Source organism: Trichocoleus sp. FACHB-46, assembly GCF_014695385.1.
GTDB lineage: Bacteria > Cyanobacteriota > Cyanobacteriia > FACHB-46 > FACHB-46 > Trichocoleus.
In genome coordinates, this window is sequence record NZ_JACJOD010000086.1 from 1 (window position 1) to 14,946 (window position 14,946).

At 49.7% G+C, this 14,946-nt stretch carries 21 protein-coding genes and 1 pseudogene; 9 read left to right on the plus strand and 13 right to left on the minus strand.

From position 1 onward, the window contains the following. The 3 genes from H6F72_RS29120 to H6F72_RS29130 form a co-directional block, all read left to right on the plus strand. The coding region (locus tag H6F72_RS29120) for a transposase (RefSeq protein ID WP_190431025.1) at positions 1–146 on the plus strand (146 nt) is incomplete at its 5' end. A gap of 307 nt (positions 147–453) precedes the next feature. Further along, the gene (gene add / locus H6F72_RS29125) at positions 454–1,476 is read left to right on the plus strand and encodes an adenosine deaminase (RefSeq protein WP_190443457.1); all 1,023 of its coding nucleotides are present in this window, start codon (positions 454–456) and stop codon (positions 1,474–1,476) included. A gap of 22 nt (positions 1,477–1,498) precedes the next feature. Beyond that, positions 1,499–2,287, plus strand: coding sequence for an ATP-grasp domain-containing protein (locus tag H6F72_RS29130; RefSeq protein WP_199299384.1), 789 nt, complete (start codon positions 1,499–1,501; stop codon positions 2,285–2,287). Here H6F72_RS29130 and H6F72_RS29135 read toward each other — a convergent pair. The 5 genes from H6F72_RS29135 to H6F72_RS29155 all read right to left on the minus strand — a co-directional run bounded on the left by H6F72_RS29135 (position 2,284) and on the right by H6F72_RS29155 (position 5,015). After that, on the minus strand, positions 2,284–2,640 hold the full coding sequence (locus tag H6F72_RS29135) for a lanthionine synthetase LanC family protein (RefSeq protein WP_242017220.1): 357 nt from the start codon (positions 2,638–2,640) through the stop codon (positions 2,284–2,286). The two genes, H6F72_RS29130 and H6F72_RS29135, sit on opposite strands and share 4 nt — an antisense overlap. Positions 2,641–2,666: 26 nt before the next feature. Further along, complete coding sequence (locus H6F72_RS29140) at positions 2,667–3,185, minus strand: hypothetical protein (protein WP_190443461.1); 519 nt, start codon at positions 3,183–3,185, stop codon at positions 2,667–2,669. A 102-nt stretch (positions 3,186–3,287) separates the two neighbouring features. Beyond that, positions 3,288–3,485, minus strand: a complete 198-nt coding sequence (locus H6F72_RS29145) for a hypothetical protein (RefSeq protein WP_190443463.1) — start codon at positions 3,483–3,485, stop codon at positions 3,288–3,290. 230 nt (positions 3,486–3,715) lie between these two features. Continuing rightward, entirely contained in the window at positions 3,716–4,165 is a 450-nt protein-coding gene (locus tag H6F72_RS29150; RefSeq protein ID WP_190443465.1) for an acetyltransferase, read from the minus strand. Between the two features lie 367 nt (positions 4,166–4,532). Continuing rightward, entirely contained in the window at positions 4,533–5,015 is a 483-nt protein-coding gene (locus tag H6F72_RS29155) for a hypothetical protein (RefSeq protein WP_190443468.1), read from the minus strand. A 294-nt stretch (positions 5,016–5,309) separates the two neighbouring features. On the opposite strand from H6F72_RS29155, the gene H6F72_RS29160 reads away from it, so the two are divergent. Both H6F72_RS29160 and H6F72_RS29165 read left to right on the plus strand, forming a co-directional pair. Further along, positions 5,310–6,311 carry a pentapeptide repeat-containing protein gene (locus H6F72_RS29160; protein ID WP_190443470.1) on the plus strand — a complete coding sequence of 334 codons (1,002 nt, stop codon included), beginning with the start codon at positions 5,310–5,312 and terminating at the stop codon, positions 6,309–6,311. Positions 6,312–6,359: 48 nt separating this feature from the next. Next, a complete protein-coding gene (locus H6F72_RS29165) occupies positions 6,360–6,548 on the plus strand; it encodes a hypothetical protein (RefSeq protein WP_190443472.1) in 189 nt (62 codons plus the stop codon). A gap of 3 nt (positions 6,549–6,551) precedes the next feature. Here the strand turns inward: H6F72_RS29165 and H6F72_RS29170 are convergent, their stop codons facing one another. The 5 genes and pseudogenes from H6F72_RS29170 to H6F72_RS29190 all read right to left on the minus strand — a co-directional run bounded on the left by H6F72_RS29170 (position 6,552) and on the right by H6F72_RS29190 (position 9,980). After that, positions 6,552–6,746, minus strand: coding sequence for a hypothetical protein (locus H6F72_RS29170; RefSeq protein WP_190443474.1), 195 nt, complete (start codon positions 6,744–6,746; stop codon positions 6,552–6,554). Further along, a complete protein-coding gene (locus tag H6F72_RS29175) occupies positions 6,718–7,188 on the minus strand; it encodes a hypothetical protein (RefSeq protein WP_206755478.1) in 471 nt (156 codons plus the stop codon). The genes H6F72_RS29170 and H6F72_RS29175 overlap by 29 nt, the downstream gene beginning before the upstream one ends. 226 nt (positions 7,189–7,414) lie before the next feature. After that, entirely contained in the window at positions 7,415–8,701 is a 1,287-nt protein-coding gene (locus H6F72_RS29180) for a S41 family peptidase (RefSeq protein ID WP_190443477.1), read from the minus strand. A gap of 111 nt (positions 8,702–8,812) precedes the next feature. Next, positions 8,813–8,941, minus strand: a pseudogene (locus H6F72_RS29185) (IS1 family transposase); the annotation flags it as partial. Positions 8,942–9,275: 334 nt separating this feature from the next. Beyond that, complete coding sequence (locus tag H6F72_RS29190; protein WP_190443479.1) at positions 9,276–9,980, minus strand: Coq4 family protein; 705 nt, start codon at positions 9,978–9,980, stop codon at positions 9,276–9,278. A 101-nt stretch (positions 9,981–10,081) separates the two neighbouring features. Between H6F72_RS29190 and H6F72_RS29195 the strand changes: the two genes are divergently transcribed. After that, positions 10,082–10,714 (plus strand): TetR/AcrR family transcriptional regulator, encoded by a 633-nt coding sequence (locus H6F72_RS29195; RefSeq protein WP_190443482.1) that lies wholly within the window; start codon positions 10,082–10,084, stop codon positions 10,712–10,714. Between the two features lie 193 nt (positions 10,715–10,907). On the opposite strand, the gene H6F72_RS29200 is transcribed toward H6F72_RS29195, so the two are convergent. Continuing rightward, a complete protein-coding gene (locus H6F72_RS29200; protein WP_190443484.1) occupies positions 10,908–11,426 on the minus strand; it encodes a DUF2199 domain-containing protein in 519 nt (172 codons plus the stop codon). A 397-nt stretch (positions 11,427–11,823) separates the two neighbouring features. Between H6F72_RS29200 and H6F72_RS29205 the strand changes: the two genes are divergently transcribed. From H6F72_RS29205 to H6F72_RS29215, 3 genes are read left to right on the plus strand one after another with little or no spacing between them, the layout of a single operon-like run. Beyond that, positions 11,824–12,606 (plus strand): DUF6745 domain-containing protein, encoded by a 783-nt coding sequence (locus H6F72_RS29205; RefSeq protein ID WP_190443487.1) that lies wholly within the window; start codon positions 11,824–11,826, stop codon positions 12,604–12,606. A gap of 40 nt (positions 12,607–12,646) precedes the next feature. Continuing rightward, entirely contained in the window at positions 12,647–12,820 is a 174-nt protein-coding gene (locus H6F72_RS29210) for a hypothetical protein (protein WP_190443488.1), read from the plus strand. Then, positions 12,804–13,535, plus strand: a complete 732-nt coding sequence (locus H6F72_RS29215; protein WP_190443491.1) for a Crp/Fnr family transcriptional regulator — start codon at positions 12,804–12,806, stop codon at positions 13,533–13,535. Before H6F72_RS29210 ends, H6F72_RS29215 begins: the two co-directional genes overlap by 17 nt. A gap of 54 nt (positions 13,536–13,589) precedes the next feature. On the opposite strand, the gene H6F72_RS29220 is transcribed toward H6F72_RS29215, so the two are convergent. After that, positions 13,590–13,877, minus strand: coding sequence for a cupin domain-containing protein (locus tag H6F72_RS29220; protein ID WP_242017221.1), 288 nt, complete (start codon positions 13,875–13,877; stop codon positions 13,590–13,592). A gap of 12 nt (positions 13,878–13,889) precedes the next feature. Beyond that, positions 13,890–14,666: a cyclopropane-fatty-acyl-phospholipid synthase family protein gene (locus tag H6F72_RS29225; protein ID WP_190443493.1), complete on the minus strand. Its 777-nt coding sequence runs from the start codon at positions 14,664–14,666 to the stop codon at positions 13,890–13,892. Between the last annotated feature and the right edge of the window lie 280 nt (positions 14,667–14,946).

Here is a 14,946-nt window from a genome sequence, read left to right on the forward strand (position 1 = left end):
ACAAGTCTGTCTATCGTCAACGGAATCAGGTGGAGCGCTGTTTCAATCGCTTGAAGCAAAACCGTCGCATTGCAACGCGCTATGAGAAAAAAGCTGAAAACTACCTTGCCATGCTGACTCTAGCCTCTATCATGATGTGCCTGTAGTTTTAAAACACGCCCTAGTAGTGCTCTTTGACTAATACTGCACAGACTACTAATCGCAGCTTCACTCTACGTCCCTCCGACGACAGCCCAAACAACAGCGCAGCCTACAGCGAGTCGAGCAGATTTTGCGCGGCAGCAGACATGTTTGCAGAAATCGGCCACATGGATGAAAAAGTAATGAAAGGAATGAAATGTCCTTACTGTCATTCTTCCCGGATGTCGAAAAACAGTCATCGCTATCACAAACAGCGTTATCTATGTAAGGATTGTGGCAAACAGTTTCTAGAGCGCACGGAACGAAGCACGCATGGGGATAGATAGTGAACTGAACCAGATATCCGATCGCCTGCGTCAAATGCCGAAGGTGGAAATTCACACTCACTTAATCGGAACGGCAGACGCAGAAACCATTTATCAAATGGCTCAACGCAACCAAGTGGCTCTGCCAGCGGGTTCTCTGGAGGAGTGGAAATTATTTTATGAGTTTCGAGACTTCACTCACTTTATTGAGGTGTATTCCATTGCTCGTCAATGTGTGCAAACGGCAGACGATTATGTTTTTCTAGTTGAGCGGTTCCTGAAACACCAGGCTGAGCAAAACATTCGCTACAGCGAAGTCCATTTTGGTACAACCCTGCCCTCGGATCGCTTGAGCGATGCCGACCTACTGGAGGCTTTGAGTGTTGGGGCCATTCAGGGTGAGGCGAAGTACGGCAGCCGCGTCAAATTTATTGCCGCGATCGTCCGCCACTCTCCAGAGCGACAAAGACAAACCCTAGAATGTGCTTTGCGAGGGCAGGACAGGGGAATTGTCGTGGGTCTAGGATTGGCTGGGCAGGAGGCAGGCTACCCACCGGAAGACTTTGCCGAAACTTTTGCAGAGGCAAGGCGACAGGGACTGAGAGTAGTTGCCCATGCCGGGGAAGCGGCAGGAGCCGAAAGCATCTGGAATGCTCTAGAACATCTGCAGGCTGAGCGGATTGGACATAGGATTCGGTGTTTAGAGGACGACGCCCTGATGCAAAGTCTGTGCGATCTGCAAATCCCCTTAGAGGTGTCGCCTCAAAGCAATTACTGTTTAGGAATCGTCGATCGCCATCAACCCCATCCCATCCGGCAACTAGTGGATGCGGGATTATATTGCACGTTGAACTCGGATGATCCCCCGATGTTCCAAACCGATCTGGTCAATGAATACTTGACCCTCGCTAAGCAAGGATTTTCTTGGAAGGACCTCTGGCAGCTCAATTTGAATACTTTAGAGGCCAGCTTCTTACCCGAATCAGAGAAGAACAATTACCGACGTGAGTGGCAGGCATTTCTGTCATAGTCGAAGTACTGGAGCGCACATCATGCTGACTACATGGATTGTTCAAACGAATGTCGAGCCTGAATCCACTTCCCCGATTTTGCTGCGGCAGGCCTGCGCTGTGGAACAGCGCCCCTTCTGCGAGATTTCCGTCATTCCAGGCTGTGCAGCGCTGCCCACAATGCCAGCAATCGATGGCCCTGTGGTTTTTCATGGTCGCACAACGCTGATTCTGCGGGCTTCTGAGCACCCGAAATGGCAGCGTGGCATTTTCTTTGATCCTGTTGACTTCCAGCACCGGGCTTATGCAGCTGCCTATGGAGACCAGTTGCTCAATGCTGATGCGAGAATCACATCTTGGGAAGACTTTCTCAGGGAGCCGCGCGATCCTGCGGAGCTTGTTTTTCTCAAGCCAAATGACGACTTGAAGCGCTTTACGGGAGGCGTTCTGTCTGTTGCTGAGTGCTTCACGCTCTACCAACAGTTACGCCGCGCAACCAGACCGATCAATCCCGCATCGGAAGTTGTGATCGGCCAGCCTCGTGAAATCGATGGAGAGTGGCGCTTATTCATCGTGGAGGGTGAGGTGGTCAGTGGCAGCATGTATCGACCCAGTGGCGATGCCTACCTTCCTCACGATCTCGTTCTCTTTGCGGAGCACATCGCCTCCCAGTGGATGCCTGCACCTGTGTTTGTGCTGGATGTGGCGCGGGTCGAACAAACGTGGAAGGTTGTAGAATGCAACTGCTTTAACGGCTGCCGCTTCTACCTGGCAGATGTGGCTCGAATCGTCAGAGCGGTTTCACAATACCAAGAACGAGAAACGCACTAGAAGCAGTCAATCGTGGGGAACTTGGCTTGGGCTTGCAGGCAGTCCCACAGATAAACGGCAAGACCGAGGTCTCCGGTCCACAACGGATAGCGCAACTGCCGATAGAGTTGCTGGGCCAGTTCGTACTGGGCGATCGCGTGCATGGCAAAGATTCTGGCACGGTCCAGCCACATCTGATTGCCTGTGCGGACAAATAGCTTGAGAAACGCATAGCCATTGCCCCCGGTGCCGTGACAGAGATTGGACCCCTTCTTCAATGGACCCGCTTGCCAGGTCAGTTCTCCCCCCTGCGCCAAAAGGCGATCGAATGACTCATTGACCCCTTGGGGAAGTAGAGCCAAAGCCGTTACCATTCCAGGGGCCCCATGACAGTACTGCACTAGGTTGGGAGTTTGACTCGAATCGTCAGCATCATAAATGGCGGCCAGTTTGCTTTGTCTTCCTCCATCACTGCGGTCTGAACCACCGTTGCCATCGCCTTCGTGGCAATGTCTTGAAATACCTCCTCGCTCAACAAGGACTGTCCAACTATCAATGGTGTTAAGTTGCTGGCAAAGCCATGGACCGGTCCGAGCCATTGCTGGTGAGTGCCGTACAAATCAACCGTCCATAAATACCCCGCTTCCTCTACGGGTTGCCACTCGCGTAACAGTAAACCTGCCTGCAATTGGAAAACCTCTTGCCATCTTGATTCCTGCGTCCACTGATACATAAAGTAAGCAGCGAGCATCGAGCCTGCGATGCCCCACATTAGTTCCCGAATCGGCTGAGTATCGTTCTTGTGAATCGCGTGCAAAATTTGGGTAGCTGTCTCTTCTGAGGGAGATAACTGGTATTGCAGCAGTAGCAGTGGCAGTTCTCCAAATAGATAAGACGACTGCTCTGGATAGGGACTCACCTTAGGATAGCGCTGGCGATTTTGGGCTAGCGTGGCATCGAGATGAGTCGCAACATCAAAGGTTGATTCAATTGCGCCAACGCTTTGCAGATAATTGATTGCTCATAGGACTCCTGCTTTACCAAAATACAGATCGCTACCTAAGGCTTGATCGTCCATTGGGTGCCCGGACAACAACGGTGCTGTTTGCAGTTGAGCAATGGTTTCCTGGGCGATCGCTCGGATGGCTTCTTGAGCCGTGTCGCGATTCCAGTCTAGCTGCGAGAGCGGATAATGTCTGGCTGGATCAAATAGAGCCATTTTTTACCTCGGTAAGCGCATGATTGCTCGCCGTTACTTCGAGGAGACGATCGCGAGGAGAAATAATGACTCCGCACGTTCTCTTGGGTAGAAATGAGAGGAACACCCCCCTGAATTTCCACTTGAGTTCAGAGCGCGATCGCGGGCTATATGAAAGTGAGGTATTTAGCATAACCTATTCACACAGTAGTTAATTGTGTGGCTTCCTACCAGTTGCGAAGCGCTAACTATCAAGTCTTTAACTGCAGATGCAAGAGAGGAAACGGCTTGCCCATACTATCGAACTGCGATCGCCCGTCGATTTCAAACCCCATCCGCAGATAGAATCCTACTGCTTGCTCATTCTGCTCGTTCACATCCACTTTTGTCACACCCAGAATCTCGATAGCATGTTGGACCAGTTGCCGTCCGATTCCCTGTCCCCGCCACGATGGATCAACGAATAACATTTCAATTTTGTTCTCAACCACACCCATGAAGCCAATCACTTCACCTTGATGATCTCGCACGCAGTCCAACTGGGCTATCTGAGAAAGTCCGTTGAGCACCAAGGGTTTGAAGAATTGAATGTCTGCCTCTGAAAGAAAATCGTGGGTGGCTCGGACAGAGGCTTCCCACACTTCAACAACGCGTGAAAAGTCTGTGGTTGAGATTGGGGAAACGTCATCTTGTCGTTGCATCGTTCTTCAGAACTTGCCTCTTTGTTAGATTTCGACTTGTAGTTTACAAGGTCGCGATCGCGGATTTGCATCCCCTCAGTAGCTTGACTCAATTGCTGCGGCTGGATTTAGCCCAGAATTCGATTAGTGACCTCAAGCCTTTGACCCCGCTGAAAATTTGCAGCAATTGTTTTTGGTAGAACACCAGATTGCAGGATCTAAGCCCGTTGGCATCCCTGAAGTAACTCATGATCCTTGCCACAATCGTGATATCTATCCAAACTCAGCAGAAAGCCCAGGGCGATCGCGCCTCTAACTTTTCCCTCATTGGGGAGTGTACCAACTCACAGAGCTGCGGCTCACCCCTCCTAGGCGCCCAGAATTCGGCTTAAGGTGCCGTGTCAATGCGGTTGTAAGTTCCTTGCCAAGAGCGAATGTAAACAGTGGGATAGGCTTTGACCGAAGACAAATTTGGCTCTTCTCCTGCCTTAAACGACGTGGAGCCGCACCATTGTCCTCGGTTCATTCCCACCACAATGCAGATTTCCTCTTTAACAAGGGCAAGAATAAACTCAATCGCCTCATGAAAGCCTTGTTCTTCGGGTATGTCCGAATACCTATCGAAGTGGCAGTGATAGTAGTCGTAGCTGACTGTAACTTCTCCGTCCGTGTCAATGCACAGAAAATCATCGTCGTGTTCGATGAGCTCTGACGGGAGCAGCCCGCTAATTGGTGCTGGCACTTTGACCTGTAAATAACCTTCTGTTTCCTGTTCATTCTCCACTTCGACAGTGCTGAATGGCTCCCATTGAGGAAATGCCTGAAACAAGACGTTGGCAAAGCGTTGTGAGTAGTCATTTAATGGCTTCATCGCATCCTAATTAACAATGCCTTTTCCTGTCACTCGTGCCAGTAGCTTGAGTTTAGCGAAAGGCAATTGGCCCTGTCTCGCGTTCTGGGGCACTCAACTAAATCTTAAGGTCTGGACATCTTCTCTGAGCCTCCATATTACCCAACCTGCAACACAATCCACGAATCCGAAGATTTCGCAATATCAAAGGCTCTCGCGATCGCCCCTCTGACTTCTCTGGCACAATTGCCACGAGTCCTTGATATTCGTAAACTAGGGCATCCTGAACCAAGGAACCAGCCTGGTAGCAGATTTATGGGTACAGACCGTTTAGGGAGCCTCCTCAGCACAACAGGGATGATTTTTCTACTGGCACTGTTGGCAGTGGGACTTGGGGCTTTCAACCTACCCTTTGCTGAAGACCAGCTCGATCAACGTGTGGCTGCCATTACGGAATTGCTGAAGGTCACTGCAATCGTTTTTGGTGGGATTGCAGTTCTAATCAATGCTTACTATGCCGCCAAGCAGGTTGAAGCAATGGATAAAACTGCGATTGCGACTGAGAAAAATATTGAGATTGGTCTGAAGAATGCAGCGTTGGCTGAGGAGCGATTGATTACAGAGCGTTTTGGCAAAGCCATTGAACAGCTTGGAGATAAGAGCCTGCAAATTCGCTTAGGTGGGATTTATGCCCTGGAACGAGTGGCTCAAGACTCTGATAAAGATTACTGGCCTGTGATGGAAGTCCTCACTGCTTTCATTCGCGAAGACACTCGAACTCGCACCGTTCAGCTCAAGGGAGGGAAACCAGAGCGTTTTCTGGTTCAAACAGATGTTCAAGCAGCCTTAACGGTTCTCAGTCGGCGGACTCGATCCTATAAAAATGGTGAAGCACACCGCTTGGACTTAAGTGGGGTAGACCTGCGGGGAGCCAACCTGAGAGAGGCCAACCTTGCCGGAGCCAACCTCAGTAGGGCTGATCTTTCAGGCGCTATGTTAGTCGGCGCTGATCTCCAAGGAGCCAACCTGGAAGGAGCAGTCCTCAACCAAACCAATCTCCAAGAGGTGAATCTGCATCAAACTAACCTTTACAAGGCTAGACTCATAGAAGCTGACCTTAAAAATGCCAAGCTTTGGCAAACTAACCTTCAAGATGCAACCCTTGAAAAGGCCAACCTTGAAGGGGCTATCTTTGAAGGCATTGAAGCTGAAGGTACGAACTTTAAGGATTCTAACTTTGCCGAGGCAAGTGGGTTGAGCCCTAAACACATCAGACCAGCAATTACAGAGAAAGACGAACTTTGTAGAGGCAAGTGAATCGAGCCCTAAACGCATCAGACCAGCAATTACAGCGGAAAACGCTTAATGGGGGCCAAGGCTATCGATGACACAGCCTCAGCACGATCGCTCCTCCAACTTTTCTCCATTGAGGAACGCAACCCAATCAGCGAACTGTTGGGCGATCGCCCCTACCAGTCGTCCAGAATCCGGAGAGCTGCTTACAGTCGCTTTGGGCTTAAAGAGGCAATTGCTCCTGCTCGCTCTACGATGTAATGCTTATCCCAATGAGGATGAGTGGGAGCCGTGGAGCTTGTTGGCAGCTGCATTTGCGATCGCGCGATTGAAGCAGAGGCTAGTTTGATGATTAGGCGGAGTAATGATCAAATTCAGCCGCTGCTGTAAGGAGTCGGTTTCAATGGCTCGCTCGTCCGCAACTGAGGTCTTACGGTGGATGGGGTGGACTACCTCCATCGCTAATCATTAGAACTTTGAACCCAAACGATTCTACAAGAGCTTGCATGCAACCTGTGCCACCATACGGATAAGCCAAGGCATAGAAATTCAGACGTGCAGTCGTTGGACTGACCATTTCACACGAAAGTAGAACGTATTCGCCGTTCTTGAATGCGTCAATCATTGAGCTAAAATCCCAACCACGTTGTAGTGATGGATCGCTCCAACGAGCTTCAAGTCGAGTGGCATACCATTTTTCAGCCCAAGCCGAGTCTTCTTCAGGGGTTGACCATCTAAAGTACTGGCGTGCCTCTTCGTCAAACAGATTCAAATACGGCTCATCGTCGTCTATATTGTCTTCATCTTTGTCACGTTTGAGTTTGTCGAAAACCCTTTGTAAGTCTTCAAACCTCTGGCTATTAGTAACGGCGAACTCAATATACTCATTTATCTGTTCCATGAGCCTAGATAACAATGACGTCTACGGCTACCTTAAGTCAATTATTCAAGCCGTGTGGTTTGTCCAGCAAGCGGTATATCACTGGTTCGTTTTCGTCAAAGGTGAGCAATGTAGAAACAGCCTCAGAGAGTTTAGTTACGAGAAGTTGCCCTAATCCATGCCAAACGTTACGCAGATTGGGTATTGGATGAGCGTTCAAATGAGGATGAAGGCTAATCGCAAGTTTTTAGCGAGCGGGACTTTGTTGTTCGATCGCTCTCATCAAAGCCGCGATCGCCTGCTGCTTCTGCGGATCAAAGCCTGCTGCATACTCCAACGGAAAAGGCACAGGAATGGTTGGGCTCACTCCTTTTCCTTCTAATCTCTGCTTGCCATCTACCAACACATCAGAGACCGCCACATACAGCAGGCTACCATCCTGCATCACAAATCCCCGCCCTGCGACCACTGCGCCTGCAGTGGTGGTGCCCACTAAATCACCAAGGTGGGATTGTTGAAAGCCAAACGCAATAATTTCCTTACTGCTTCTGCTGCCCTCATTGATCAGAAGAACCACCGGTTTGCGCCAGCGATAATGGGCAATCCAGGAACGGCCATCTCGTTGGATATTTGTAACGCTCGGACTTGCACCCGTAAAGAAATTGAGATAGTCAATCGAACCACCGCCCCAGCCGTCACGGATGTCTAACACTAAGCCATCCACCTCCGCGAGTTTGCCAAACATCAGCTCTTCGATCATCTGTTGTTGATGAAAGTCAGCCGCATTCGACCAGATGTGAATATAGCCGATGCGTTTGTTCTGTTGTTTAATGACTTGAGTGCTGGCCTGTTGCGCCTCTCGAAATAAAGTGGTTGTGTCAAATATCTGAGGAATAACCCTGATGGTTTGTCGGCTCTTGGGATCAACAGAACGCTGAATCAATAGGGTGACACTTTGGCCTGCTTTACCCATAAAAGATTCAATCGGTTGATAAGGCTCGTCGTCTACGCTCAGTAATTCGTCTCCTACCTTTAACCCTGCGATCGCGGCGGGGCTACCCTCTAGAATGGCACTGACAAAGGTTTTGCGATTCCTAGTTTTAGTGAAGATACCAATCCCTGTGTATTCATACTTGCCCTTGGGAAAGAGAGCTTTTGCTGCGGCGGGCAGGTTCTTGAATTGAGGTTGAAAAATGCCTAAAAGTTGATAATAAGCCGTTTCCTCAGGCGTATAAAAATGGGTATGGGAGGTTTGCAGTTCAGCTAACATTCGGTTTACAACCACTGCTAGTTGCTGACGGGTTTGCGTCTGTTTAGCTTGAGGTCTATACTGCTCCCGCATGGCGACCCAATCAATGCCATTAAAATTTTCATCATAAAAATTCTCATGGACGGTTTGCCAAACCTCATCAAATACTTTTTCCTCGAACAAGGACTGAGATAAACCAGGCGCGATGAACCAAAACAGAAGTAGCGCTGCCACTCCCACTAAGGCGATCGCAGCCAATTTTGTGGCTCTCAAAAAACGAGTCATGATCTCACAAGCCGAACCTAGGGTTGAAGCCTAACACACAAGCAAGGACTGACATCTATCAGTCCAAAGAGCGCTAAGTGTTAATTTACTGGGTCTGGGGGCTAGGTATTGCTACACAGGTAATGATGCCTGGTAGTGATGGATGAAATACCAAATCGCACCAATGTGATTCTCCAATGGCTTGGAAAAGGATAAAATTTTGCGCTCCAATCGAGACACTCGTTGCCTCAAGGTATTGTTGAATGCCCCAAGGGCTATGCTGGATATTCAACACCTCCCTTAAGCTAATTCTTAGAGTTTACCCGCGAGTTTCTGTGGTGGTAGCAAGGGGCCATTCCTCATCCTTGGGGTCACTGTCATAGTAGCGCGGTCTCATGGTTTCGCTCCTAGAGGCCAGATTCCTTAGGTATCGCTCATTTTATTGCCTGACTCCTTTCTGCTTTACACCTATTGACAAACACTTGCTCAGATTGCCTAGGATGTCTAGTTACTGAGTTCATCAATAAACTACGGTCGTGCGGTAGCGCTTTAACCAGTGATGAGGCAGGGTACGATTTGCTACTGAAAATGTGGCTCAAATTCGATTGGGGTACACGTTTAATTCTCTACGCCACACCACCACAGGTTTGTCCCACGCCTCCTCCCATTTTTGAGCAATCAGGGGTTTCGCTGCTTGACCCATCTCCCAACCGCGGGCAATCTCGCTCATCAGAGCGTTGAGGGCTTCGGGTTGCAATAATGTCACACGAATCAAGGCATTGGCAATCAGCAGACTCGCTAGCGGTAGCTGAAACTGTGCCAGGTAAAAGGCTTGCAAGCCTATTTCACCGATGGGACTGGTATCAAACCCGGTGATAACGTGCCAAATATCGTGAGTTTGCTGCCACCGCGCTTCTACATAGCGAGTATCCGAATCAACCGCGATCGCAGGCTGTAACGGTTGGAGTTCCAACCACAGCATATGATGGGCATAAACATAGCCCAGGGAGCCTTTGGGGTAGTGTTGCAACGTCTCTAAATCATGAGAGGGAGCAAGGTAACGTTCTGACAGGAGCGCGGCAACGGTGGGTGTTGCTTTTAGGGATGCCACTGCCAGTTCAAAAGCACAACTATCTACCAAGCTACGGCTCAGTTCCCAAACGGGTACTAGACTTGCCCGGGGATCGAGCAACAGGGTGATAAAAGCTTTCAGGCCTCGCAGGCTCTGTACCATTGATGGTACGGATGTCTGACTGAATGAAGAGGAGGGGCGATCGCGAAAAAAAGTAGTGAGTCGCATGAGCAGGCCTCCCAGGGATAAAACTCCGGTAGAATGCGAACAATGGTCATATTTCTAAAATACGAACGCTGTTCATGTTTTGTCAAGGGAAGTGATAGACAATGGTAGACGAGCGACCCAAAGCCTCAACCCTGCGGCGGCAACCTCAACAAGCCCGGAGTCAGGAACGGGTACATCACATCCTTGATATGGCGGAGCAGCTCTTTATAGAACTGGGGTATGACCAAGTCACCACCCGCGCGATCGCCACTCGCTCCGAGGTGCCCGTGGGGTCGCTTTATCAGTTTTTTCCTGATAAAGCAGCAATTCTGCGGGCACTTGCGAATCGATACTTTGAGCAGGAATACCGCCTGCTTATGCAACTCCACGCCGAACTGGCAGAATCCGAGATTGCTCTTTACATCGATCGCATGATTGACACGATGGAGCACTTTGCAGCGGAGCATCCTGGCTATCGAGCGGTGCTGGGACCCTGGCTGAAGCTAATGAGCACGGCTGATGCCGAGGAGATGAATGAACCTGATCCGTTGCTACTACCAGGACTCGCCAATTTTTTGTCCCAGCGCAACCCAGAACTCGATAGTACCCGATGTGAACTAGTTGCCAGCATTGTCCTCAAAACAACCTACGAGTTGCTGTGGCTGGCATCGACTCGCGATCGGCTCCAGCAACCCGCCCTGGTCGCAGAAACTAAAACTCTAATTACGGCGTACCTGCAAAGCTACAAAATTTAATCCCCTGCTTGAACCCTGACACAATCCCAATCTCATTCAGCGATCGCCTCTGCTGATACTCAGCAGCTCTGGAGCGAGAGTCAGTTTGAACTTCCCCAATCGACTCCCATCATGCCTATAGTCGTCTCCTGATTATGGGATATTGAAGAATCTTGTTAGCTCCTGCCCCTTCGACTGGATGTGCAGACCCAAATTATTCATTGGTCAACAAATTGGGCAGCGATTGGTGCAAGATTTCGTAGACCCGTGCCATCGTAATGCCGTCACGTTGCTCCTGAGCCAGTGGATGTTGGACCTGCTCGGGAAAGGATAAGAGGGGACGATCTTGTGCACCTCGGAGCTGCACATACAGGGGCAGTTGATAGGTGCTGGGTTGATAGCAGTTCAAAGCGGCTGAGAGGAGACCCGGGAAAGGTGGCTCTTTGGTTCCATCCACTTCGTAGAGTTCAATATAGCGATAGAACGAGTTCTCCTCAACCTCAGTCCAGACTCCCCAACCAAATACCTCAGGACTATCCTGAACGGGAATCGGCATATAGCCCCGAAGAAAATAGCGCTTATCATCAATGCAACAGAGATCTGCTGTGATTGTAATACGCTCGTCGCGTGCCTCTGGCGGGATAGCATAATAGTCGATGGGTCGTGGCTGAGCGATATCCATTGGCACATCGCTATGGTCTTGTTCGCAGATGGTACAGCGATAATGCTTCACTTGATCCGCTCCCTAAGTACTGATGGGCGACATCTGTCTGCATGGCATGGAATCAGCTCGAGTCTACTAAAGAATTGAGCTTGGAGCAAGAAGCCATTGGTTCGATGACGCTAGGCTCGATGTGGTATTCATCTGCTGGAAACTAACGGCATGGGTTTACGCAGTAGAGCCTAAACTCGCTGCTTTCAAGCCAGTTGTCAGGCCTAGTCTCCTAAAATGTGCAATAGACGTCATGCACTCTCAAAAAGCCTATCCTGTGCCGATATGAGGAATTTCACCCCTGCTAGGAGTATCCCAAGAGGTACCAGGCTCAACAGTGGACCTTACATTATTCTAAAATTGACAGATGCTGGCGCTATCGGTTGCCGTCTAACCATTGTATGCAGTAATACAATCCATGCCTCGCTCCAACCTGGATGCACTCACGCCTGAACATCAATCACTCATTCCTGCTTATTTAGAGAAGTGGAAAGCCATTGCACTATCCACTCAACGAATTGATCGAGCACAAGCTGTTCAAGAGATTTGTGCTGGGTGGGAACTGGAGGAAACAGAAATTTGCTTCTTTGATACCCCTTATGACATGTTGAGGAATATCAAGCCGATACTTCCCGAGTGGGAGCGATACTGGCCATTCGACCTCGGTCCTCAGGACGTAATCGATATCGATGATTGGATCACTCGCTCAGTTCAAGAACAGATAGATCAACACCTAGTGCAACCTCTGGAAAGTTTGATACAGCAAGTATGGCAGCCAGTTATCGCTCAGCTGTATAACGGACCTGACATTATGCCATCTGATGTCTCTCATGAAGTTGCTCATAATTTTGTTCACGATGTCTTGCCTCAGGATTTTCTGCTGTCTGGGATTCAATTTGATTTTTGTGTCTCTGTGCTTGGGTGCCCCCTGAGTGACACGGAACAATTATCTTGGCAAGCTTTTCAGCACCTAGTTGAGCACGCAGGCTGGATCTTGCCGTTATATGAAGCAATCGATGAGAATGACGAAAAAATTGATGAGTTCAGTAAAGAGCTTTGCTGGGTTTGCGATCGCCCGGTTAAACTCTGCCTGGACTCTGAAGGTCGGCTTCATGCTGATGCAGAGCCAGCAATCGAATTTGCAGATGGCTTTGCGGTGTGGGCACAGCATGGGGAGTTATGGATAAGAGAATCAAGCTGAGTTAAGCAATATAGCTGATTTGGTATTGCAAAGTAGTACTATGGTGCATCCTTTGGGTGCTCTGATGCAATGTCCAGACTGTCAATCTACTCACGTCGTCAAAGACGGTCGCCGTCAACGGCACACGACAATGACTCAGGTTCATCAACTTTTTGTTAGGTTAGATGCAGAATTGGAGGACGCTGTGAGTATTGTGAATGAAAGCCACCATTGAGCAACTCGCGTCTATCTCAGTTTTTACGCAGTTACAACCCGTACAACTCGCAAGTCTACAGCCCCATACGCTGGTTCAAACCTATCAGGCGGGTGAGATCGTGTCTCATGAGGGCGATCGCCTGCCCCCTCGCCTCTATGCTCTGATTCAGGGACTGTTGCGAGTTTCAAAAACAGCAGCGAGTGGGAAAGAGACGATTCTGCGAACCTTGACGAGTGGCGACATCTTTGCGGCTCCTGCTCTCTTTGGTAATGGCATTGCTCCTGCCACCGTGATGGCTGAGGCTCAGGCCCAAGTGCTGATGGTGAACCGTGAAGCGCTGTTGGCGGTGATTCAAGCGAACCCAGAAATGGCGCTACAGATGATGGCTGTTTTGAATCAGCGGCTTCAGCAGTTGCATGAAGTCGTACATGGGCTCGTTTCAGAACGGGCGATCGTGCGGTTAGCTCGCCTGATCCAATATTCAGCGACAGAGCAGGGCACAGAAACAACTGCACAGGGAGCTTGCCTCACCTTGCGCCTGGCTCACTACCAGATTGCTCGCAGCATCGGCATCACCTACGAAGAGTGTGTGCGGCTCTTCAAGCAATTGCACTCAGTTGTTGCTTACAGCCGAGGTGGGAAAATCACTATCTTGGATTGGGAAAGGCTGGATGCGATCGCCCAAGGCACGCTAGAGACAGATTCGCTCCCTGTTAACCCCAGCAAAAAATAGACCATTAACCGGCATCCGAAAGTGTTAGCAGAAATGCCAGGTTTGCTGATGCCTTTAATGCATGAGGCGCATTAAAGGCATCAGCACAAATACGCCAGGTTTCAGGTGAATATCTTGTCCTGTTAATCTCAGCGTTCCTTGCCCTTCAAGTACTTGAACCACGGCGTTGCGAGTTGAGCTATGTTCCGCCATCTTAGTGCCTGCGGCTAGAGACAAGAGAGTGTACTGGCAATGAGGAAGTTTGAGTAACACTTTGCTGAGGATTCCTGTGTCGGGATACTCCAGTTTGTCTTTGAGTTGAGCCGTCAGAGATGAGGGAGTGTGCATTGTCGTAGTCATCATTTTTCTCCTAATCTAGTTTTGTTCTGCACACAAAATGAGATAACCTAACTCGTGTTCGTACTGCTTGAAGACTTGCCGCATCGTCAGTAGGCGATCGCGCAGTTGAGGACGGGTCAGCACATTCCAGAAGAATTTGCTCGCATCAATCAATCCCTCATCTTGAATGACGCGAGCTGGGTTGAGTAACCCCATCACTCCTGTTTGGTGATTCAAAACCTGTAATCCAGCGGTTTGACAGGTGGCAATCCAGTTTGTTTCAGACAATGGCGTAGAGTTGACTCGAATCGCGGCTGCCAGGGCACGATGAATCTCATCTTCGCGATCGTTTACCCGCAACTCATGGGAGAGGAACTTCCCTCTTGGCTTGAGGCGATCGCAAATACCCTGTAAGATTTTGGCTTTACCTGAAGCCGATTGGATGGTAAGAATGGCTTCTGCCAGCACATAGTCAAACTGTCCTGGAATCTGCTCTAAATGGAAAATGTCGCCCTCAATTACCTGCACTTGTTCTTCCAACCCAGCGGCTTGAATATTGGCACGAGCACGGGCCACACTTTCAGGGTTCTTTTCGATCCCTACCACCCGAACCCCATATTGTTTGGTGAGGGCGATCGCGCTATTGCCAAAACTGGCCGCCAGCTCTAAAACCGTTTCCCCCGGTTGGAATTGAGCCCAGTGAAACAATTGCTCGGTGGCAACTTTACCCCCTGGTCGCAGAATCTTCTTTCCGGCGGCCGCCATCACCTGATGTCCCGGAGCCGTTGCAAAATTGATGGTTGATTGAGACATGGCTTTATCCTCCAGTCCAGATGTTTCTACTTTGTCAAACTACGGACAAGAGAGATATGAGCTACCTCATATCTTGCACCTAGGCCTGAAAGGTGAGAGAAAGGGCGTGAAACCAATAGCTTGCAAGAACAATGGACATTCTTGCCCCGCCCAAGAGCTAATCTACCACTTGCTCGATGTGATGCCGACTCCCTACCAGCGTCACAGCCTCCCAGCTTTGCTGGAGCTGTTTCTCAGAGCTCAGGGTACTCCCCTTCCAGAGCACAGCTCGCTCAAATCC

Coding starts and splice junctions, on each gene's coding strand:
- add (WP_190443457.1), top strand. CDS start 454: ATGGGGATAGATAGTGAACTGAACCAGATATCCGATCGCCTGCGTCAA.
- H6F72_RS29130 (WP_199299384.1), top strand. CDS start 1,499: ATGCTGACTACATGGATTGTTCAAACGAATGTCGAGCCTGAATCCACT.
- H6F72_RS29135 (WP_242017220.1), bottom strand. CDS start 2,640: ATGGTAACGGCTTTGGCTCTACTTCCCCAAGGGGTCAATGAGTCATTC.
- H6F72_RS29145 (WP_190443463.1), bottom strand. CDS start 3,485: ATGGCTCTATTTGATCCAGCCAGACATTATCCGCTCTCGCAGCTAGAC.
- H6F72_RS29150 (WP_190443465.1), bottom strand. CDS start 4,165: ATGCAACGACAAGATGACGTTTCCCCAATCTCAACCACAGACTTTTCA.
- H6F72_RS29155 (WP_190443468.1), bottom strand. CDS start 5,015: ATGAAGCCATTAAATGACTACTCACAACGCTTTGCCAACGTCTTGTTT.
- H6F72_RS29160 (WP_190443470.1), top strand. CDS start 5,310: ATGGGTACAGACCGTTTAGGGAGCCTCCTCAGCACAACAGGGATGATT.
- H6F72_RS29165 (WP_190443472.1), top strand. CDS start 6,360: ATGGGGGCCAAGGCTATCGATGACACAGCCTCAGCACGATCGCTCCTC.
- H6F72_RS29170 (WP_190443474.1), bottom strand. CDS start 6,746: ATGGAGGTAGTCCACCCCATCCACCGTAAGACCTCAGTTGCGGACGAG.
- H6F72_RS29175 (WP_206755478.1), bottom strand. CDS start 7,188: ATGGAACAGATAAATGAGTATATTGAGTTCGCCGTTACTAATAGCCAG.
- H6F72_RS29180 (WP_190443477.1), bottom strand. CDS start 8,701: ATGACTCGTTTTTTGAGAGCCACAAAATTGGCTGCGATCGCCTTAGTG.
- H6F72_RS29190 (WP_190443479.1), bottom strand. CDS start 9,980: ATGCGACTCACTACTTTTTTTCGCGATCGCCCCTCCTCTTCATTCAGT.
- H6F72_RS29195 (WP_190443482.1), top strand. CDS start 10,082: ATGGTAGACGAGCGACCCAAAGCCTCAACCCTGCGGCGGCAACCTCAA.
- H6F72_RS29205 (WP_190443487.1), top strand. CDS start 11,824: ATGCCTCGCTCCAACCTGGATGCACTCACGCCTGAACATCAATCACTC.
- H6F72_RS29210 (WP_190443488.1), top strand. CDS start 12,647: ATGGTGCATCCTTTGGGTGCTCTGATGCAATGTCCAGACTGTCAATCT.
- H6F72_RS29215 (WP_190443491.1), top strand. CDS start 12,804: ATGAAAGCCACCATTGAGCAACTCGCGTCTATCTCAGTTTTTACGCAG.
- H6F72_RS29220 (WP_242017221.1), bottom strand. CDS start 13,877: ATGATGACTACGACAATGCACACTCCCTCATCTCTGACGGCTCAACTC.
- H6F72_RS29225 (WP_190443493.1), bottom strand. CDS start 14,666: ATGTCTCAATCAACCATCAATTTTGCAACGGCTCCGGGACATCAGGTG.